Genomic DNA, 18956 nt, shown 5'->3' on the forward strand with positions numbered 1-18956 from the left:
CGCCGCGCTCAGCGCCTTGGCTCATCGCCGCCAGTGCATGACGCCACCGTCTACTGCTGCTGCAACGCCCGCTCGACGATAGCCACGGCTTCCGGAGGAGCCTTGGCCTTCCACATTGCGATTGGTGCCGACGCACCTTGCTTGAGCGCGGCGAGAACAGCAGCCGGCGCCGGCTCTGCGATCTCAACCCCATTGGCACGCATGCGCGCATAGTTCTCGGCCGTGCGATTGGCCAGAAGCTGGAACTGGCTTTGTTCCGTCTCGGCAGCCACCTGCATCACCTGGCGTTGAACCGATTCCGGGAGCGCTTCAAAGGCATCGGTCCTGACAAAGGCAACCGAGATCGGAATCGCATAGTTGATCGCCGTGAAATGGGTCAGATCCTGCCAGAGCTTTCGGCCGGCCCCGCCGTCGCCCGACGTCAGGATGGCATTCAGGTCGTGGCTTTTTACCTTGGCGATTGCCTCGTTGAACGGAAGATACTCCGCCGTTGCACCGACCGCGCGCATGACCTCGGCCGAATTGTAGTCATACGTCCGCGCGGCAATGGATCGCAGGTCCGTCGGCGTCGAGATCGGCTGCACGCTCCAGAGGCCGGTGGACGGCCAAATGGTGATGTACAGGAGCTTGAGGCCGCGTGCGGCCAACGCCTTCTCGTAGAGTGGCCGCGCGCGCTCATTGATGGTCCGCGCCGCCTCGATGGACTGGACGACAAACGGCAGCGACGGCAGACCAAACACCGGATCGGACGCTTCGAGCGGCCCCGCAAATGCGTCGCCACCGGCAATCCGCCCCTCCTGAGCCGCACGCAACATTTCGCCGGAGCTGATTTTCAACTCGTTATCGAACGCATTGCGGACCGTAACGTATCCGTTCGTCTGCGCTGACACGAGCTCCGCGAATCTTGCCAAGCCAACTCCCGAGATATTGCTTCGAGGATATTCCGTCGCCATCTGCCACGCCACTTGAGCGGAGGCAGGTGCGCTGAAGAAGACTGTCGACGCGATGAGAAGCGCCGCCATGGCAGACCGCAGGCCTGCCCAACTGGTCGACCAAGGCAAATCAGAATCGGAATCGAGCACCGGAAATGTCCCGCAGGCACAGTTTGACTTCGATCAGTCTTGCCTATGCTGACGGGGCCGTCAAACATGCCGTCCCGGACCGGCGAGCGCCCATCATCGCTTGCTGCTGCGCCGTTTCTCGGCGCGGCGCGGCGCCGCCTTTGCCGTCGCGCGGGCCTTGCTCGGCTTTGGCGTTTGCAACCCGTAGGTGGAGAACCCCTTCGCGGTGTCGGCGATCTCCTCGTCGCTCAGGATGATCCGCGAGTCGAGCGCAAGCGAGAGGTAGTACTGCCGCGCGAGGGTCTCGAGCTCGACTGCGAGCCACATCGCCTTGTCGAGATTGGCGCCGAGCGCGATCATGCCGTGATTGGCGAGCAGGCAGCCATTGCGACCCTCCAGCGCGGCAATCGCATGATCGGACAATTCCTTGGTGCCGTAGCGCGCGTAGCCGGCGCAGCGGATGTCGGTGCCGCCGAATGCCGCTATCATGTAGTGGCAGGCCGGGATCGGCTTCCGTGCGATCGCGAGCACGGTCGCATAGGTCGAGTGGGTATGGACGATGGCGCCGGCATCGGGGCGGGCGCGCGCGATGTCGAGATGAAAGCGCCATTCGGTGGACGGCTGCAGCGGCCCCTCCCACGTGCCATAGTCGCCCTCGAGCGGCATCGACGCGATCATCTCCGGCTTCATCGAATCATACGGGATCGCCGAGGGCGTGATCAGCATCCTGTCCTTGTAGCGGGCGGAGATGTTGCCTGATGTCCCCTGGTTGAGACCCGACGCATTCATCCATCGGCACTTGGCAATAACAGCCTCGCGCAATTGTCGTTCCTCACGGGTCATACGGACTGCCTTTCTCTTCAGCACGAATTGCCTCTTCAGCACGGATTGCGTGGCGGCTCGCCGATGTCTAGCACCGCCAACCGTCCTCTTTACTCTTGATCAGCGTAGGACCTCGCCGCTTCATCCCTTCTCGGCAGAGAGAAACAGGCGATAGGCCGGATTCTCGCTCTCGTTCCAGTAGGGGTAGCCGAGCGCGTCGAGCGCCTGAACGAACCGCGCGCGCTCGGAAGGCTTGACCTCGATGCCCGCCAGGATGCGTCCGTAGTCGGCGCCGTGATTGCGGTAGTGGAACAGCGAAATGTTCCAGTCGGGCGCCAGGCTCTCGAGGAATTTCAGCAACGCGCCGGGACGCTCGGGAAACTCGAAGCGGTAGATCACCTCGTCCTTGAGAAGCGGCGCGCGACCACCCACCATGTAGCGCACATGGTCCTTGGCCATCTCGTTCTCGCTCAGATCCAGGATCGGATAGCCCTCGCGCCGAAGCAGCTCCATGACTTCCCGCTTCTCGGCCTCGCCGCGGCTCAGCGCGATACCGACGAAGAGCTGCGCCGGCGCGGTCGTCTCGGCAAAGCGGTAGTTGAATTCCGTGATGGCCCGCGAGCCGAGGATGCGGATGAAGTGCCGATAACTGCCCGGCTTCTCCGGCACCGTCACCGCAAGCAGCGCCTCCCGATGCTCGCCGACCTCGGCGCGATCGGCGATGGTGCGCAGCCGGTCGAAATTCAGATTGGCCCCGCTGTTGACGGCAATCAGGCTTCCCTCGCTGAGCGCGCCGCGTTCGGCATAAGCCTTGAGGCCGGCGAGCGCCAACGCCCCGGAGGGCTCGGCAACCGATCGCACGTCATCGAAGATATCCTTGATGGCGGCGCACATGGCGTCGGTGTCGACGGTGACGACCTCGTCGAGCAGGTCGCGGCAGAGCCGAAACGTCTCCGTTCCGACTTTGCGGACCGCGACGCCGTCGGCAAACAAGCCGACCTGATCCAGCGCGACAACGCTGCCCTTGGCGAGCGCTGCCGCCATCGAGGCTGCGTCGGCCGGCTCCACGCCGACGACCTTGATCGAGGGATTCAGGAACTTCACGAAGGCGGCGACGCCGGCCGCCAGCCCGCCCCCGCCGATCGGCACGAAGATCGCCTCGATCGGATCGGGATGCTGCCGCAGGATTTCCATCCCGACGGTCCCCTGGCCGGCAATCACGTCGGGATCGTCGAACGGATGCACGAAGGTCAGGCCGCGCGCGACCTCGATCTCCCTGGCCTTGGTCTGTGCGTCGTCGAACGTGTCGCCATGCAACACGACATCGCCGCCCAGACGCCGGACGGCTTCGACCTTGATGGCGGGCGTCGTCCGCGGCATCACGATGGTCGCGGGAATGCCGAGCTTGCGCGCCGACAGCGCCACACCCTGCGCGTGATTGCCCGCCGACGCGCAGATGACGCCCTGTCTCCGCTGCGCGTCCGGCAGCCTGACGATCTTGTTGTAGGCGCCGCGAAGCTTGAACGAGAAGATCGGCTGAAAATCCTCCCGCTTCAGCAGGACGGCGCGCGACAGGCGCTCCGAGAGCCGCGGCATCGGATCGAGCGGCGTCTCGACCGCCACGTCGTAGACACGGGCGGTCAGGATGCTTTGGGCGTAGTCGTGAAGCGCGTTGGCGGCAGCGGTCATCGGGTCGCTTTGTCGATGGGGCGGCAATCGATACCGGTTGCACCTGCCCATCGTCGGCGCCGCCTCGCGAGCAGACGGCGCCGGAGCCGTCGCTGCTTCCAGGTCGAAGCATCGCACGACCGGAGGCTCGCGTGAAGCAAAGACCGCCGGATCAATCGCCCGGCCGGGCGCATATGAAGTCATTTGGGCCGTCGCGGGGGGCGCTGCCAAAAATATCGAAAACAACCCCATGCACAGTAGCCGGCGGCGGCCGGCTCGACCGGACCACTTGACATGTCGGGCAACTCAGGGGTACATTTCTAGTATTCCGAAATTCGCCAGCGAGCGCCTCCAGCACTGCAGCTGAATCGGTGACCCAGCCAAAAATGCGGCCCTGGCGTTGACCGGTTCAAGCCATGAGATGCGACGAATTCCACCCCCTGCCTTGGTCACCGGGCGCTTCCCAGCCCACCTCGGAGACGAGCAGCGTGTCCTCGAGCTTGATGTAACCGCGCGTTGGATGCAGCAGCGCGGTTTCGATCGAGATCACCATCCCGGATTCGAGCGGCCGGTCGGCGTCATACGGCGCATAAGGGACCGGGCCGGTCGCGGTGAGGCGCGGCGCTTCGTGACTGACAAGCCCGATGCCGTGTGCGGTGAAGTCGAGCACGGCGCGATGCGGAGAGACTTTGACGGCCGCCTCGCCCGCCGCAATGATGTCACCTCCCATGGCGCCCGGCCGGATCGCGCGCCGGGCCACCTGCTGGATGTCCTCGATCTGTTGCAGCAACTCGCGCAGCTCGCTGTCGGGCTCACCCAGAATACCCATGCGGCTGAGGTCGCCGATATAGCCCCGGTAGTTTCCGCCGGAATCGATCGAGATCACGTCGCCCTCCGCAAGACGCTGGTTCGACGGCGCGCGGTTATGGCTCTTGCCCGCGGCAATCAGGCAATATTCGAAGACGAGATCACGTTGCTGCTCCTCACGGCGCAGACGGGCAACGACGTCGTTCTTGGTCATGCCCGGCGCGCACAACTTGAACGTGGCCATCATCGCATCGACGACCCGTTCGGAAGCCTCCCTGATGAGATCCAGTTCAGCCGGAGACTTGACGGCACGAAGCCGCTCCAGCGTGAAATGGGCCTCGCGGAGCTCGACGTCGCCAAGGCCGGCACGCAGATGATCCCTGGCGTCAGCCGGCAGGAAGCCGGCCTCAATGCCGACGCGCCTGGCGGAGCCTCCAAGCTTTCTCACATGGTCAATGGCGAGGCCGATCGCATCGATCGTTCCCCACGCGCCCGCTTTAACGTTCGGCGCCGAAATCCGTCCGAGCTCATGCTCGAATTTCTCCATCCGGTTGCCGATGTAGACGGAATTTTCAGGGTGTCCTTTCTGATAGACGAAGACAGGCAGATAGCGGCTGGTGCCGATCGCCTCCATGACGTCGAAGAAGAAGAAGCGATATCCGCCGAGCAGGTACTGCACATTGTGACGCGAGGTGACGACCAAAATGTCGAGCCCCGCCTCATCCATCAGCCGATCGAGTTTTGCGGTATCGAACGGTGCCGCCGTTGCGACCATGTCGTGCGCATTGTCCATGATATGACCTTCCGTCTCATCAAGTTGCCGTTTTTGCCGCCAGCGGCTTCGGTGCAGCGTTCGAGCCTGCGTTGTCACCAAACAGAACCACCGGGCGTCCGTGCGGCTCGACGCCGAGGAACGTAAACGCAAGTCCGATCAGGAGGCCCGCGCCGGCAAGGAAGAAAAACGCCGGCATCACGGCCGCGGAGGTCGCTCCGGGATGCACGACATTGTCCGCGCCGGCGATCAATGCGAGACACAGCGGACCTACGATCTTGCCGACGCCGTTCGAGAGCTGGGCAAGGCCGACCGCGCGTCCCGAAAGCTGGACCGGAAAGATCTCCGCAGGATAGGGCCCGATGTTGGAGAAACCACCGTCGAAGAACACGGCGCCGACGATCAGGAAGACCAGGAACAGCGGCACCGAGCCGGCAAAGTCGTTGTGGAAATAGGCCGCCAGCGCCAGCGAGACCGCGGTGCCATAGCCCATCAACTGACCACACGGCTTGCGGCCGATCCGGTGCGCCAGAAAGGCAAAGCCGGTCCGGCCAACAACGCCGGCGAGGCTGACATAGATGAACATCTTCGCCGCATCCTGGGGCGCAACGCCAAGCAGCAGCGCCACGATGGTCGGTCCCCACAGGAAGACACCGTAATTCGCCGTGCTGGCGCCGAACCAGATCAGGACTGTCAGCCAGAAGCGCCGCTGCTCGGCAAACAGATCGGCAAATGTCGCCGGGTTCGCCGGCGGCAGCGTGGGCAGGACAAATGACTCGCCGCCGACCTGATAGAGCTTTCGGATATTCGACTGCGCCTCACGCACACGGCCCTTGCTGATCAGCCAGCGCGGCGATTCCGGCATGATGATCATGGTCAGGATTGCGAGGATGATCGGCAGGAATCCGACCGCCGCCAGGCCGCGCCAGCCGACCAGCGGCAACAGGAAGCTCGCCGTCAACGATGCCGACAGTACGCCAAAGGCGACCGGAACCACCACGAGGCTCGTAACCAATGTGCGATGGCGGGTCGGTGCGAATTCGACGATGGCAGGAACTGCCGCCGCCGCGCCCGCGGCAAGGCCGAAGCCGACGAAAAAGCGCAGGATCGCAAACGCAATCCAGCCGTCTTCCGGAATGAACGCGATCGCGCCCGAGGTCAGGCCGCAAACTAGAACACCGGCAACCGCCAGCGGCTTGCGCCCGAAGCGATCAGCAAGGACGCCCGCGGCGAACGCCCCCAGCATCGCCCCGATACCGGCGCTCATCAGCATGATCGAGGTCTGGCCGAACGTCAGGTGCCATTTCGGCGCCAGCACCGAGACCAGAAACCCGACCACAAAGAAATCGAAGAAATCCACCACGCCGGAGATGGCGAAGATGATGATCGATAGCCAATAGCGCGTCGTCACCGGCGCTTCGTCGAACGGCACAGCGCTCGCTTGGTCAGCCATGGTCTCCCCCTGTTGTTGTCAAGCCGCCTTCTTTTTTGAATTCAGAAATGCCGTCACCGCCTCCGCCACCCGCTCGGGAGCCTGGATCGATGCGACATGGCCGACGTTCGCGATGGTCTTCGTCTCGACGCACGCAAGGTCGCGGGCGAGCGCAAATGTCTCGGCATTCGGGATCAATCGGTCGTCGGCACCCGCCAGCAGCAAGGTCGGGCGATCAAAGCCCGTCAGATCGGCGGCGACGGGCTGCGCGAGCAAAGCGCCGCGTCGCGCCTTCTGGCCGTCGTCGCGGTTCGAGCCACGAAAGATGTCGACCAGCTCGGGCCGCGCGCGCAGATAGTCCGGCGGGAAGAAGAACTCCGCGATCCTCGGCGCGTTGCCTGCGGTGTCCGCGCGGTACGACGCGAGTGTGCGGAAGACATCCGCATTGACGTCCAGCGGGCTCCTGTTGACCTTCCAGGTGCTGCTCAGGATCAGGCGATCGATGCGGCCGGGATGGCGGGCCGCCAGCACCTGCGCGATCTGGCCGCCCAGCGAGGTCCCGAAGACATGGACACGATCGTAGCCGAGCCCCCTGATCAGGGCGGCGGCATCGTCAGCCAGGTCGGCCAGCGAATAGGACGACGGAGGATTCCTGGTGGCGCCGGAATCGCGCTGGTCATAAGCGATCACGGTAAAATGCGCCGCCAGCGCCGGCGCAAGACCGTCGAACATCGAATGATCGGCCTCGCCGCCATGCAGCAGCACGATCGGCTCGCCGCGTCCGGTTTTCTCGAACGCCGTGACGACGCCTTTGGATTCGAACGATTGCATGGGAGCCTCCGCTAATGCAGCAACGTCGAGAGCGCGCCGGCCAATTCCTTCGCCGGATCCGACGGCACCCACGGCATCCGCCACGCGACATGTCCATCGGGGCGCACCAGCGCGGCGCCGCGCATGCCCAGCTGGAATCCGTCCGCGGGGTCGGCTGACGGCAATTGCTTGAGCGAGAGCGGCAAGCCGGTCTTCTCCGATACCTGCTTCCCTGCCTCCAGCCACTCGCTGCCGAGCGGCCCCGTGACGACGGTGAATTCCTTGTCGAACCAGTCGAGCGTCGATGTCTTGCGCGAGGGCTCGAGCCACATATGCGGAAAGCGCGCGCCGGGCCGGTCGGTCGGCGTGTAGTAGCGGGAGTTCAGCGCCTTCGCGACGGTGCCGTCGGGGATTACAGCGCCCTCCTCGTAATTGTGTCCGAGGTTCTGCCCGATGCTGTGCAGGTGGTTGTCCATATCGTTGATCCAGAACCTGATCCGGTCCGGGTTGCGCGACCGGACGGCGTCGTCGGTCAGCCCAAATCGCAGCCGATTGCCGTAGCTGAAATTGGCATTGGATTGCGCGATCGGTCGGCGCTCGCTGGAATAGCTGTCGAGCAGCTTTTCGTCCGCGAGTCCCTTCAACACGAAGGCGAGCTTCCAGGCGAGATTATGCGCGTCCTGCACGCCGGAGTTCAGGCCGAAGCCGCCGGTCGGCGGAAAGCGGTGCGCGCAGTCGCCGACCAGAAACACCCGGCCCTTTCGAAAGGTCTCGGCCACCTGCATGCTGACGCGCCAGATCGAGCGGTTGAGAAGCGTGACGTCGAGATCCGGAATGCCGACATGGCCGCGCGCGATCTCGATGAATTCCTGGTCGGTCCACGGCCGCTCGCGATCGTCCTTGGTCAGGCCGATTTGCGTCACGGTCAGCCAGCGATCCCGGCCATTGGTGTTCAAAATGGCGGCGCGCGGCAGATCGGGCCTGTCCGGGACGATGATGAAGCCGGCGGCCTCGCGCGCGATCGGCAACCGCGACAGATCGGCCCGCCAATACTCGTTCGACATCACCGCCAGCGTGGACGGTCCGACCATCTCGATCCCGGCGTTGCGCCGCGTCTGGCTGCCTGCGCCATCAGCGGCGATCAGATAGGTCGCCGTCCATTGCGTCACCTCGCCGGTCTTTTCGCAACGCGTCGTGACGTTGACGCCGCTGTTGGTCTCCTCGAACGATTCACAGGCCGTGTTGAACAGGACCGTGGCGTGCTTGGACTTCTCGACCACGCGCAGGATTTCCTCCTCGACGGCATCCTGGGCGACCAGGCTCTTCCAGGCGGGCGTATGTCCGACATTCGGCTCGGGACGGGTGCGGCCGAACTCGTGACCCGCGATGCTGTCGAGGAACACGAACATGTCGGAGTTGTCCTGCAGGCCGCGCTCGCGGATCGCCTGCTCGATCCCCCACTGCCGAAAGATCTCCATGGTGCGGACCCAGCAGCCGCGCGACTTGGGATGATCCGTTGTCGTCGGGCTCTTCTCGACCACGACGCAGTCGATGCCGAAGCGATCGAGCAGCAATGACATCGCAAGGCCGACCGGCCCGCCGCCGGCGATGAATACGGACGTCTGGCGTGCCTCATCGGTGGCGATGCCCATCCTCGTCTCCTCCGTTTGATCCTTGGGAAGGAGACTGCTCCCTTTTTGGTATCTCACAAGAATATGTTTGATATGGTATCCATCTCGATTTGAGATGGAGCGCCCCACATGGACCTGCGGCAGATTCGCTATTTCGTTGCCGTCGCCGAGCGTGGCGGCTTTGCCGCGGCCGCGAGCACGCTGAACGTCGCCCAGTCGGCGCTCAGCCGCCACGTCAAGGAGCTTGAAGACGAGTTAGGCGGCGCCTTGCTCGAACGCGGCGCGCGCGGGGTCTCGGTCACGGAATCCGGCAGGGTGCTGCTCGCGCGCGGGCGTTGGCTGCTTGGGACAATCGACGACATCAAGGCCGAGGTGCGCACGGAAAATCGGGAGCCCAGCGGTACGGTCCGGATGGGCGCGCCGCCCAGCCTCGGCGATATCCTCTACCCGCCGCTTGCCCAGACGTTCGTGAAGCAATTTCCACGCGTGCGGCTCGAGCTCAGTGAAGTCTTGACGGAAAACGCATCCGAGCGCCTGCTGCGCGGTGAGCTCGATCTGGCGATCGTGACGACGCCGCCGCCCAACGACCACCTCGACTATGAACTGCTCATGGTCGAACAGGTGTTCCTGATCGGGCCGGCGCGCGATCCGCTGCTGAAGCGCGGCAGACTGACCCGCAAGGAGTTCGACGCCCTGCCATCCGCTGTCGGCCCGCTCAGCCGCAACCCGTTCCTATCGACAACGCTCTGCGCGGTTCGGGTCGACAACAGCACGCCGATGAAGCGCATGGTGGCCGCGGGCCTCGGCTATGCATTGCTGCCGTTCTCCGGCATTCACCAGGAATTTGCTGCCGGTACGCTAGCGGCAGCGCTGTTGCCGTGGATGCGCGCCGACCGCGTCCTTGCACTACCGCGCGGACGGCCGGTGAGCCGGGCAACGCGTGAAGCGATTGCCGCCTTGAAGAAGATCTGCCGCACCTTGATCGATGACGGGATTATCCTGACTGCGCCGGCACGCAAGGCCTGAACGCGCCACTCCAAACGATCTGCTCATTCCGTGCTGGTGCCCTCCGCGCGGGTCCCATTCGCTGCATCCGCCCGGCCGTTCCAGACGACCGGCCTGGCCCCACCGCGCCCGGCTCAGGATTTCCGGTCGACCAATCATCTTGACCATAGTTGTCATGACAACTATAGAGTCGTTCCAAGATTGGCGATCAAGCCGGCTGTTCCCCCCGTGGAACGCACCTTGCAGCCGGCGGGGCAGGTCGAAGGGAGGACGTGATGAACGCTGCTTCGCAGAACCACGCGGCACGGCTGCGGGAGATTTCCCGGCTGATTGACGACCGCCCCAGCGAACGCATCTTCCAAGTCGATCGCCGGATCTTCAGCGATCCGGACGTGTTCGACGCCGAGCTCAAGCATGTCTTCGAGGCCACGTGGAATTTCATTGGCCTGGAATCCCAGGTCGCGCGGCCCAATGATTTCGTCACCACCCATATCGGCCGGCATCCGATTCTCGTAATGCGGAGCTCCGAGGGCAAGGTCGGCGCATTCCTCAACACCTGCCGGCATCGCGGCACGATCGTCTGCCCCTTCAAGCAGGGCCGGCAGAAATTCCATGTCTGCCGCTATCATGGCTGGGCCTACGACTCGAGTGGACGCAACATCTCGGTGACGGAGGAAGCCAGCGGGCAGTATCCGCCGTCGTTCTCGAACCAGAATCACGACCTGCTCCCGGTCGCCCGGCTCGGCTCGTATCGCGGATTCCTGTTCGCAAGCCTCTCAGCCGACGTACCGCCGCTGGAGGAGTTTCTCGGTGACACCCGCGCCTTCCTCGACCTCATCATCGACCAGAGCGACAGCGGTGAGGTCGAGTTCGTGCCGGGCGCCAGCACCTACACGTTCGATGCGAACTGGAAACTGCAGTTCGAGAACGGTCTCGACTACTATCATTTCGCGACCACCCACAGCTCCTACGTCGATATCCTGAAGAAACGCAATGCCACCGCCGGACCGGACGCCGGTTTCACGGTTGAGCCGGAGGGCGAACAGGAAGGGCAAGGCAGCTTCAGTTTCGACTATGGCCATGCCGTCAACTGGTCGATCAAGCGGACGCAACTCTATGGCCGTCCGCTCGGCATGGATCCGGCGCGTCTCGATGCCGTGCGGCAGCGCGTCGGCAGCACCCGCGCCAAGTGGATGCTTCGGCAACGCAACCTCACGATCTTTCCGAACCTCCAGGTCATCGACATCCTGTCGGCGCAGGTGCGGACCTGGCGGCCGCTGGCACCGGACAAGACCGAGATGGTGTCGCATTGCCTCGCGCCGGTCGGCGAGAGTGCCGCCGCGCGCACGCTGCGGATCCGCAACTACGAAGACTTCTTCAACGCGTCGGGGCTCGCGAGCTCCGACGACAACGTGATGTATGAATTCTGCCAGACCGGCTACGACGCGACGTCAGCCGCGCCCACGCAAGGCTATCTGCGCGGCGTTGCGGAGGTCGGTCACGGCGAGAACGCGCATACGCGCGAGCTCGGCATAACGGCGTCCGAATGGTCGTTCGGCCCCACCAGTTTCGGCGGCGAGACCAATTTCCACCCCGGTTATCGTGAGTGGCGCAGGCTGTTGCAGCACGCCGCGGGGGAGACGGCGTGATGGCTGACAGCTCAACCAAGCAAACGGATGCTCAGGCGGTCGCGGCCGCTGTCATCTTCCGCGAGGCCCGCCTGCTCGACACCGGCGAATGGACCGACTGGGTCGCGATGTACAGCGAGGATGCCGTCTACTGGGTACCGGGATGGCTCGACGAATACACCACCACCAACGATCCCGATACGCAGGTCTCGCTGCTCTACCACGATGCCCGCCGCGGACTGGAAGAGCGGATCGCGCGCATCGAGTCGCGCAAATCGATCACCGCGCTGCCGTTGCCGCGCACCGTGCACCAGATCTCGAACGTGGAAGCGTCCGAAACCGGGCCTGACGAGATCACCTGCCACTCGGTGTTCTCGGTCCACGTCTACGACCCACGTGTCGCCAAGGAGCATCTGCGCCACGGGCGCTATCAGCACACGCTGAGGCGTGACGGCGAGACCTGGAAGATCGCACGCAAGGTCATCACGCTGGTCAATGACCGCGTCCCGACCGTGCTCGATTTCTACAGCATTTGAGAAGACACATGACGGATCAGGGAATCTGGCACGAAGCTGCCGCACTTGGCGCGCTGAACGAAGGCGAGCCCCACGGCATCGAGATCGCCGGCCACCACATCGCGCTCTATCGCGTCGGCAATGAGTACTACGCCACCAGCAACATCTGCACCCATGCGGAGGCGCTGCTGTCCGACGGCATGCTGGAGGGTTGCGAGATCGAGTGCCCGCTACATATGGGCCGCTTCGACATCAGGACCGGCGAAACGCTGAGCAGTCCGGTCGAGATCGACATCCAGACCTATCCCGTGCGCGTGGCAGGCGACAGGCTGGAAGTCTGCCTGCCGGCATAAGACAACCATCAAAAATCAAAAATCGGGGGAAGCTGGGATGACCGAAGTCGTGATGGACAAGGCGGCGAGTGTGACCGCCGATCCGGAGATCGAACGCAGCACCATCCGCAAGGTCGCGCTGCGCCTGATGTGGTTCGTGATGGCGATGTACTTCCTCGCCATTCTCGACCGCGGCAACATCTCGTTTGCCGCGCTGCAGATGAACAAGGAGCTCGGCCTCAACGCCGAGATGTTCGGCATCGCGGTCGGGATCATGTATTTCACCTATTCCATCTTCGAGATCCCGAGCAATCTCATCCTCAGCAAATACGGCGCGCGCGTCACGCTGACGCGGATCGCGATCCTGTGGGGCATCGCCACGGTGCTGATGGCCTTCACGCAGGGACCGCTGAGCCTCTATGCATTCCGCGGCTTCCTGGGCTTTGCCGAGTCCGGCCTGTTTCCCGGCGTGATGCTGCTGCTCAGCCTCTGGTTTCCGTTCAGCTACCGCGCCCGCTACAACGCGATGTTCAACTATGCGGTGCCGATCTCCTATATCTTCGCCTCGCTGATCTCCGGCGCCATCCTCGAGCTGAACGGAACGTTCGGCATTTCGGGCTGGAAATGGCTGTTCATCCTCGAAGGCGTGCCGCCCATCATCCTGGGGATCGTCGGCATTTTCTACCTGACCGACCGCCCGCAGCAGGCGAGCTGGCTGTCGACGGCACAGCGCAACTGGCTGACCGGCGCGCTGGAGCGCGACGCCAAGGCAACCGGGGTGGTGCATGCCGAAGGCGTGCTCAGGACCATCACCAAGCCGATGGTGCTGCTGTTCGGCCTGTGCAATTTCGGCCTGTTCTGCGGGCTGGCGTCGCTGTTCCCGTGGCTGCCGCAGATCATCAAGTCGTTCGGCCTGCCGAATTCGCAGGTCGGCTTCGTGACCGCGATCCCGCCGATCGCCGGCCTGATCGGCATGATTGGACTGTCGCGGCACTCCGATCACGTCGGTGAGCGCTTCTACTATGCCGCGACGACCTTCGTGATCGCCGCAGCGGGCTTCGCGATCGCGGCCTTTTCCACATCGCCGGTCTGGATCATCATCGGATTCATGGTTGCCAATGTCGGCGTCTATGGTACGCAGGCCGTGTTCTGGACCATTCCGCAGTCCTACATGTCGCGGCAGAGCGCGCCGGGAGCGATCGGCCTCGTCGGCATGATCGGCAGCATCGGCGGTGCGACGATCCCGATCGTGATCGGACGCGCCAAGGACGCTTCGGGCAGCTTCACCACCGGATTCCTCGTGGTCACAGGCGTTCTCCTCGTCGCGGCGGTCCTGGTCTTGATCGCGCGCACACACCTCGTGAAAGAATGAAAAGCCGGACTGCTCCAAGTCGTACCAAAGTCGCTGACGCGCGCCGCGCCCCGCAGGAGGACGCGCGCTCGGAGCTGGTGATCGATTTCGAACGCTATGTGCCGACGGTGCTGTCGAGCCTGGTCGCGAAGTTGCGCGCGAATGCCAACGCGTTCTTCCCGCAAGCGTACGGCGTCTCGCTCGCGGAATGGCGGGTGCTGTCCTTTCTCAGGGAACATGAGCCCGCCAGCGCCTACGACATCTGGACCAACGCGCAGCTGGACAAGGCCGTCGTCAGCCGCGAGACCACCTCGCTGAAGAAGAAGGGGCTGATCGAGCTGACCCCGGTCAGGGGCAGCGCTCGGAACCGGAGCGAGATCCGGTTAACAGCTCAAGGCGTGGCACTGCTCGACCGCAGCCTCGACGAGATCCTGCGCCGGCACAGCAACCTCACGGCCGGCCTCGACGCCAGGACGCTGGACACCTTCTTCCGTGTCGTTGATCGCATCGAGCACCGCATTCCTCACATGGCCGATCCATCCGAACATGCCGCGCCGGCCCATGCGCCGGTCAAGCGCATTGCGAAGCGGAGATCGCCGAGCGGCGCGTGACAGCGGCAGGCCGGGACGGCGGCGATCGCGCAGATCGAAATGCGAGTCACGGTGCGGTGAGTGCACGAAGGAACCGGCCGTAATTTAGGTTTCAGTAAGCAAGTTGTAGCTAAAGTCGATCAGTGAGTTGCGTATAGGAGACTTCCAGTGATCGACTTTGACGAACTTCGTAGTATCGCCGCGGATGTTCGTATCTTTATCGATGCTTCGGAAGACAAGGGTGGCGCGTTGAAGGCCATCGTCGACGCCTACGATGTCGTCCTCGGCATTTTCCCCGCCGGCCCCGGAATGGACCTTCACGTGGTCAAGGGCACCGAGGTCCTCAATCACATCGCGCAGACCCAGGCCTCGTCGGGCTTCACGCATACCGCGATCGCTTTCCAGACCCGCGAGCAGGCTGTTGCGCTCGAGCACCTGATGGCGGCCTAGCCACCGGCGCAGAGCCGCTCACGACCGCGCATTTTGCTTTGAGATCAAACGATTGCCCGCCATGCGGCGGGGCGATATGCACTTTGTGCCAATCTCGTCCCCAAGGCGCGCGCGGTCCTGGCAAATCGACGTCCCGCCCATCAATCCCGTGCCGTCGTCCACGTTGCCTTCCTGGGCAAAACCGGCAAAAATCCCGCCCACGATTCCGCCGTGGGACGCATGGATATGGGCCAGCACCTGACGGTTCACAGCGGCGAGCTTGACGGCTTCGAGGGACTCCACGACGCCGTCAAAGGCTCGCATGTCGAGGTCATGCAGCTTGAGCGCGGCAAGCTGCGCGGGACGTTGTCCCACGTCGGGATCGGCGATTTCTCGCTCAGCATCGGCGCATTCAATGTCGGGGTCCGCACCCAGCGTACTTCGGCCGATGACAAGCTGATCATCGGAATGCTGCTGAACGCCACGGATCGCGTCACGCATTGGGCATTCGACATGCAGCCGGCCGACGTGCTGGTGATCCCTCCGTCGGTCGAGCATGACGGCGTCTTTCACAAGGCCTCGTCCTATGCCGCCATTCGCTTCGACATGGCCGATCTGCCCGACATATTCGGCGGCGAGCCGCGGCTCGCCGATGCCGAAACATGGAGCGTCAAGAACCATTTTCGCGCGGACCGCACGATCGGCATGAGCGCGGCGGACAGGCTGCCGCAAATCATCGCGCATCTTGCGCGGTATCCGGACGCCTTGTCGGAGGCGTCGGCCGAGTTCTGGAAACGTGCGATCATCGACTGCGTGACGGCGACGGTCGTTACGTCGATGCCGCCTGATGGAACCAGCTATCTGCCGTCGGCAATGAAGCTGGTACGTGACGTTGAGGACTATCTGCTCGCCGCGGGCGCCCGCCCGGTCCATGTCTCGGAAATCTGCACCGAGCTCCGGCTGTCGCGCCGCAGCCTGCACCGCGCCTTCCACGAGGTGTTCGGCGTCGGCCCGGTGACGTTCCTGCGCTACAAGCGGCTCTGCACGATCCGCTCGATCCTGCGCGAAAGCACGCCGGAGCAGACCACCGTTTCCAAGGTTGCGATCGAACAGGGCTTCATCGAGCTCGGGCGCTTCTCGCAATACTACCGCGCGATGTTCGGGGAGTACCCGTCGCAGACGCTCGGCTACGCCGGCTAAAGCAAGCTCATTTCGATCGTCCCGGATCGCCATTGCCGGACAGCACCTGCGCAGCGCCGCCGATGCCGCGCCGGAAGGCCTCATCGAAGGTGACGCCGCGAAACCGCCATGTGTAGTCCTTGCCGCGCCACGCCATCCGCCATTGCGTGGCCCAGCCGAGATCCTTGTCATCCCAGACCAGCCGTCCGACCAGAATGGCCTCACCGCCCCGCGGCGCCACGATCGCACTTAACTGCGCGGGCGGCGTCTCCAGGAGGCCGGCGGCCGTGAGATTGGCGCCCGTCAGAGCGGCCGTCTCGGGCAGCACGAAGCGCATGCCGCGCTTGCCGGCCGCAGCCGCGAGCGCATCGCGCTGCAGATCGGACTGCGTCCCGTCCGATGTGACGATGTAGTCCTTCGGGCCGTGCAGCATCTCGACGAAGACGCCGAGCGCCGGCCGCTGCGATTGCCACGGCTTGAGGCCAAGCTTGGCGAGAATGCCGTCGATCTTGCTCTGGTCGAAAGCCACCGTCAGGTCGTAAGGCCGGTCGCGGGTGCCCTGCTCGTCATGATGCGGCTTGCCGGCATACTGGTCGTGATAGTCGAAACTTCTGACGAACTCCCCGGCCTTCGCTTTGTATGCGGCAAGCCTGCGGTCGCTTGCCAGCATCGGCTGGCCCGAGACCTTGATCAGGACGTCCTCCAGACATGCACCGAAGCCGATGATGCGGTTCGGCTCGCCCTGACCGGTGACGACGGTCTGCGCGCGGTAGAGATTGTCATCCGCCGCCGCGATCCCACCGCTGCACCAGATCAATGCAACGGCAAGCAGCGCTCCGAACACACCACGCGCGAACGCGGCGATCGGATTGCGTTTCGTCTCAAGCAAGGCAGCCATCGTCACCTCCGCTCGGTCACGGCACATTGGCGGTATTCTTCGGCAGCGCCAACATGTTCGGACATGGGCGCCATTCGATCGGCCGCACGGCACGCTATGGCCACGCGCCGCAAGCCTGACATATGCTCGGTGGATGCGCGGCGGCGCCCGGAGCGCCGCCCAAGACAAGAAGATCGACGAGAACAGCCAGCAGGAGACGTCCCGTGAAATGCTATGAGTTGCAAGGCCCCGGCGGCGTCGACGCGCTTGCGCTGGTCGACAAGCCGGTTCCGCAGGCCGGCCCCGGCGAGGTCTTGGTGCGGCTGAAGGCGGCAACGCTGAACTATCGCGACCTGCTCACGGTCAAGGGCGGCTATGGCTCGCGGCAGAAGTTTCCGCTGGTGCCGGTCTCCGACGGCGCCGGTGTCGTCGAGGCGGTCGGCGCCGGGATCAGGAGTTTCGCACCCGGCGACCGCGTGATCGGCAGCTTCTTCGAAAGCTGGCTCGGCGGCGAGCCGAGCGAAGCGCGGATGCGCGCGGCGCTTGGCGGCAGCGTCGACGGCGTGCTGACCGAGTACCGGGTCTTCCCGGCGCACGCGCTGGTGCGCACGCCGGACCATCTCAGCGACATCGAGGCCGCGGCGCTGCCGTGCGCCGGCCTCACGGCATGGAGCGCGGTGGTCAAGCTCGGCGACATCAAGCCGGGACAGACGGTGCTGACCCAGGGCACCGGCGGCGTCTCGCTGTTCGCGCTGCAATTCGCCAAGATGTGCGGCGCCCGCGTCATCGCGACCTCTTCGAGCGATGCCAAGATCGTCCGGCTGAAGCAGCTCGGCGCCGATGTCACGCTCAACTACAAGACCACGCCCGACTGGGGCAAGAAGGCGCGCGAGCTGACCGGGCGCGGCGTCGACCTCGTCGTCGAGGTCGGCGGCGTCGGCACGCTGAACGAGTCGATCCGCGCGACGAAGATCGGCGGCACGATCGCCTTCATCGGCGTGCTCGCCGGTCCCGCCTCCTCCGACACTAGGCTGCCGCTGATGGTGATGCAGCAGCAGCGGCTGCAGGGCGTCACCGTCGGCTCGATCGAGGATCTGCAGGCGCTGTGCGACGGCATCAGCATGCACGGCGTCAAGCCCGTGATCGACAAGGTGTTCGCGTTCGACCAGGTCAAGGAGGCTTTCGCCCACATGGCGAGCGGCGCGCATTTCGGCAAGATCGCGATTGCGATCGGCTAGCATGCTTGCCTAACGCCCCGTGAACTGGGCCTTGCGCTTCTCGACGAAGGCCTGACGGCCTTCCTTCGCGTCGGCGCTTTCGCGGATCACCATCTGCAGCTCGATTTCGCGGCGGAACTGATCGGCGTAGCTTGCGTGCTCGCTCTCCTCGAGCAGCTGCCGCGTCGCGACCAGCGCGCGCGTCGGGCCATCGGCGAGGCGGCCAGCGAGTGCTTTCGCCTCGTCCAGCAGCCTTGCGTCATCGACCACGTCGCGCACCAATCCCCACTCCTTGGCCCGCTCGGCCCACAACGGCTCGTTCAGCAGCATCAACTCGAGCGCGCGCTGGCGCCCGATCAGGCGCGGCAAGAGCCAGGTCGAGCCGAGGTCGGGCACCAGGCCGATCCGGCTGAACACCTGGATGAAGCTCGCCGAGCGCGCGGCCAGGATGATGTCGCCGGACATCGCAAGGCTGAAACCGCCGCCGGCCGCGACGCCGTTGACCGCGACCACCACCGGCATCTGGCACTCGCGCAAGGCCTGCATCGCCGGCCAATAATGCTTCATCACGCCGGTATAGATATTGTCGCCGAGCGAGTTGAACGCCTTGAGATTCTGCCCGGAGCAGAAGCCGCGCCCCTCCCCGGTCAGGACCAGCGCGCGGATGCCGGGCTCGACGCCCATCTCGCCGATGGCGCGTGCGAGATCGCCGAGCAGTTCCGGCGTCATGGCGTTCAGGCTGGCGGGATCGTTCAGCGTCAGAATGCCGACCTTGCCGTCCCGCTCACGCTTCACACTGCTCATTTTCCGCTCCCCGAAATTGGTTCTTG

Annotated in this window: 19 protein-coding genes; 9 read left to right on the forward strand and 10 right to left on the reverse strand. The window is 64.4% G+C overall.

What is annotated here, in order from left to right; genetic code table 11:
* Positions 1-50 precede the first annotated feature (50 nt).
* The 7 genes from ACOIX3_RS32545 to ACOIX3_RS32575 all read right to left on the reverse strand — a co-directional run bounded on the left by ACOIX3_RS32545 (position 51) and on the right by ACOIX3_RS32575 (position 9024).
* Complete coding sequence (locus tag ACOIX3_RS32545) at positions 51-1022, reverse strand: TRAP transporter substrate-binding protein (RefSeq protein ID WP_420971845.1); 972 nt, start codon at positions 1020-1022, stop codon at positions 51-53.
* 153 nt (positions 1023-1175) lie between these two features.
* The gene (locus tag ACOIX3_RS32550; protein WP_420966062.1) at positions 1176-1904 is read right to left on the reverse strand and encodes a class II aldolase/adducin family protein; all 729 of its coding nucleotides are present in this window, start codon (positions 1902-1904) and stop codon (positions 1176-1178) included.
* A 120-nt stretch (positions 1905-2024) separates the two neighbouring features.
* Positions 2025-3572, reverse strand: coding sequence for a threonine ammonia-lyase, biosynthetic (gene ilvA, locus ACOIX3_RS32555; protein WP_420966064.1), 1548 nt, complete (start codon positions 3570-3572; stop codon positions 2025-2027).
* Between the two features lie 388 nt (positions 3573-3960).
* Entirely contained in the window at positions 3961-5151 is a 1191-nt protein-coding gene (locus ACOIX3_RS32560) for a M24 family metallopeptidase (RefSeq protein WP_420966065.1), read from the reverse strand.
* A 19-nt stretch (positions 5152-5170) separates the two neighbouring features.
* Positions 5171-6583, reverse strand: coding sequence for an MFS transporter (locus tag ACOIX3_RS32565; protein WP_420966066.1), 1413 nt, complete (start codon positions 6581-6583; stop codon positions 5171-5173).
* Between the two features lie 18 nt (positions 6584-6601).
* Positions 6602-7393 carry an alpha/beta fold hydrolase gene (locus ACOIX3_RS32570; RefSeq protein WP_420966068.1) on the reverse strand — a complete coding sequence of 264 codons (792 nt, stop codon included), beginning with the start codon at positions 7391-7393 and terminating at the stop codon, positions 6602-6604.
* 11 nt (positions 7394-7404) lie between these two features.
* The gene (locus ACOIX3_RS32575; protein WP_420966070.1) at positions 7405-9024 is read right to left on the reverse strand and encodes an FAD-dependent monooxygenase; all 1620 of its coding nucleotides are present in this window, start codon (positions 9022-9024) and stop codon (positions 7405-7407) included.
* A gap of 108 nt (positions 9025-9132) precedes the next feature.
* Here ACOIX3_RS32575 and ACOIX3_RS32580 point away from each other — a divergent pair, with 108 nt between their 5' ends.
* From ACOIX3_RS32580 to ACOIX3_RS32610, 7 genes are all read left to right on the forward strand, one after another.
* A complete protein-coding gene (locus ACOIX3_RS32580; RefSeq protein ID WP_420966071.1) occupies positions 9133-10029 on the forward strand; it encodes a LysR family transcriptional regulator in 897 nt (298 codons plus the stop codon).
* Between the two features lie 254 nt (positions 10030-10283).
* Positions 10284-11657, forward strand: coding sequence for an aromatic ring-hydroxylating oxygenase subunit alpha (locus tag ACOIX3_RS32585; RefSeq protein WP_420966072.1), 1374 nt, complete (start codon positions 10284-10286; stop codon positions 11655-11657).
* Positions 11657-12172 carry an aromatic-ring-hydroxylating dioxygenase subunit beta gene (locus ACOIX3_RS32590; protein WP_420966073.1) on the forward strand — a complete coding sequence of 172 codons (516 nt, stop codon included), beginning with the start codon at positions 11657-11659 and terminating at the stop codon, positions 12170-12172. Before ACOIX3_RS32585 ends, ACOIX3_RS32590 begins: the two co-directional genes overlap by 1 nt.
* Positions 12173-12180: 8 nt before the next feature.
* Positions 12181-12504, forward strand: a complete 324-nt coding sequence (locus ACOIX3_RS32595) for a non-heme iron oxygenase ferredoxin subunit (protein ID WP_420966074.1) — start codon at positions 12181-12183, stop codon at positions 12502-12504.
* A 37-nt stretch (positions 12505-12541) separates the two neighbouring features.
* On the forward strand, positions 12542-13855 hold the full coding sequence (locus tag ACOIX3_RS32600) for an MFS transporter (RefSeq protein WP_420966075.1): 1314 nt from the start codon (positions 12542-12544) through the stop codon (positions 13853-13855).
* On the forward strand, positions 13852-14445 hold the full coding sequence (locus tag ACOIX3_RS32605) for a MarR family winged helix-turn-helix transcriptional regulator (protein ID WP_420966076.1): 594 nt from the start codon (positions 13852-13854) through the stop codon (positions 14443-14445). The genes ACOIX3_RS32600 and ACOIX3_RS32605 overlap by 4 nt, the downstream gene beginning before the upstream one ends.
* Before the next feature lie 147 nt (positions 14446-14592).
* A complete protein-coding gene (locus ACOIX3_RS32610) occupies positions 14593-14874 on the forward strand; it encodes a hypothetical protein (protein ID WP_050401090.1) in 282 nt (93 codons plus the stop codon).
* A gap of 18 nt (positions 14875-14892) precedes the next feature.
* On the opposite strand, the gene ACOIX3_RS32615 is transcribed toward ACOIX3_RS32610, so the two are convergent.
* Positions 14893-15111: a hypothetical protein gene (locus ACOIX3_RS32615; RefSeq protein WP_420966077.1), complete on the reverse strand. Its 219-nt coding sequence runs from the start codon at positions 15109-15111 to the stop codon at positions 14893-14895.
* Here ACOIX3_RS32615 and ACOIX3_RS32620 point away from each other — a divergent pair.
* Positions 15100-16053 (forward strand): helix-turn-helix domain-containing protein, encoded by a 954-nt coding sequence (locus ACOIX3_RS32620; protein WP_420966078.1) that lies wholly within the window; start codon positions 15100-15102, stop codon positions 16051-16053. The two genes, ACOIX3_RS32615 and ACOIX3_RS32620, sit on opposite strands and share 12 nt — an antisense overlap.
* A gap of 7 nt (positions 16054-16060) precedes the next feature.
* Here the strand turns inward: ACOIX3_RS32620 and ACOIX3_RS32625 are convergent, their stop codons facing one another.
* A complete protein-coding gene (locus ACOIX3_RS32625; RefSeq protein ID WP_420966079.1) occupies positions 16061-16930 on the reverse strand; it encodes a DUF2066 domain-containing protein in 870 nt (289 codons plus the stop codon).
* A 203-nt stretch (positions 16931-17133) separates the two neighbouring features.
* On the opposite strand from ACOIX3_RS32625, the gene ACOIX3_RS32630 reads away from it, so the two are divergent.
* On the forward strand, positions 17134-18147 hold the full coding sequence (locus ACOIX3_RS32630) for a zinc-dependent alcohol dehydrogenase family protein (protein WP_420966080.1): 1014 nt from the start codon (positions 17134-17136) through the stop codon (positions 18145-18147).
* Positions 18148-18156: 9 nt separating this feature from the next.
* On the opposite strand, the gene ACOIX3_RS32635 is transcribed toward ACOIX3_RS32630, so the two are convergent.
* Positions 18157-18930, reverse strand: coding sequence for an enoyl-CoA hydratase-related protein (locus tag ACOIX3_RS32635; protein WP_420966081.1), 774 nt, complete (start codon positions 18928-18930; stop codon positions 18157-18159).
* Positions 18931-18956 lie beyond the last annotated feature (26 nt).

Origin of the sequence: Bradyrhizobium sp. B120 (genome assembly GCF_049075665.1) — a bacterium.
Lineage (GTDB): Bacteria > Pseudomonadota > Alphaproteobacteria > Rhizobiales > Xanthobacteraceae > Bradyrhizobium.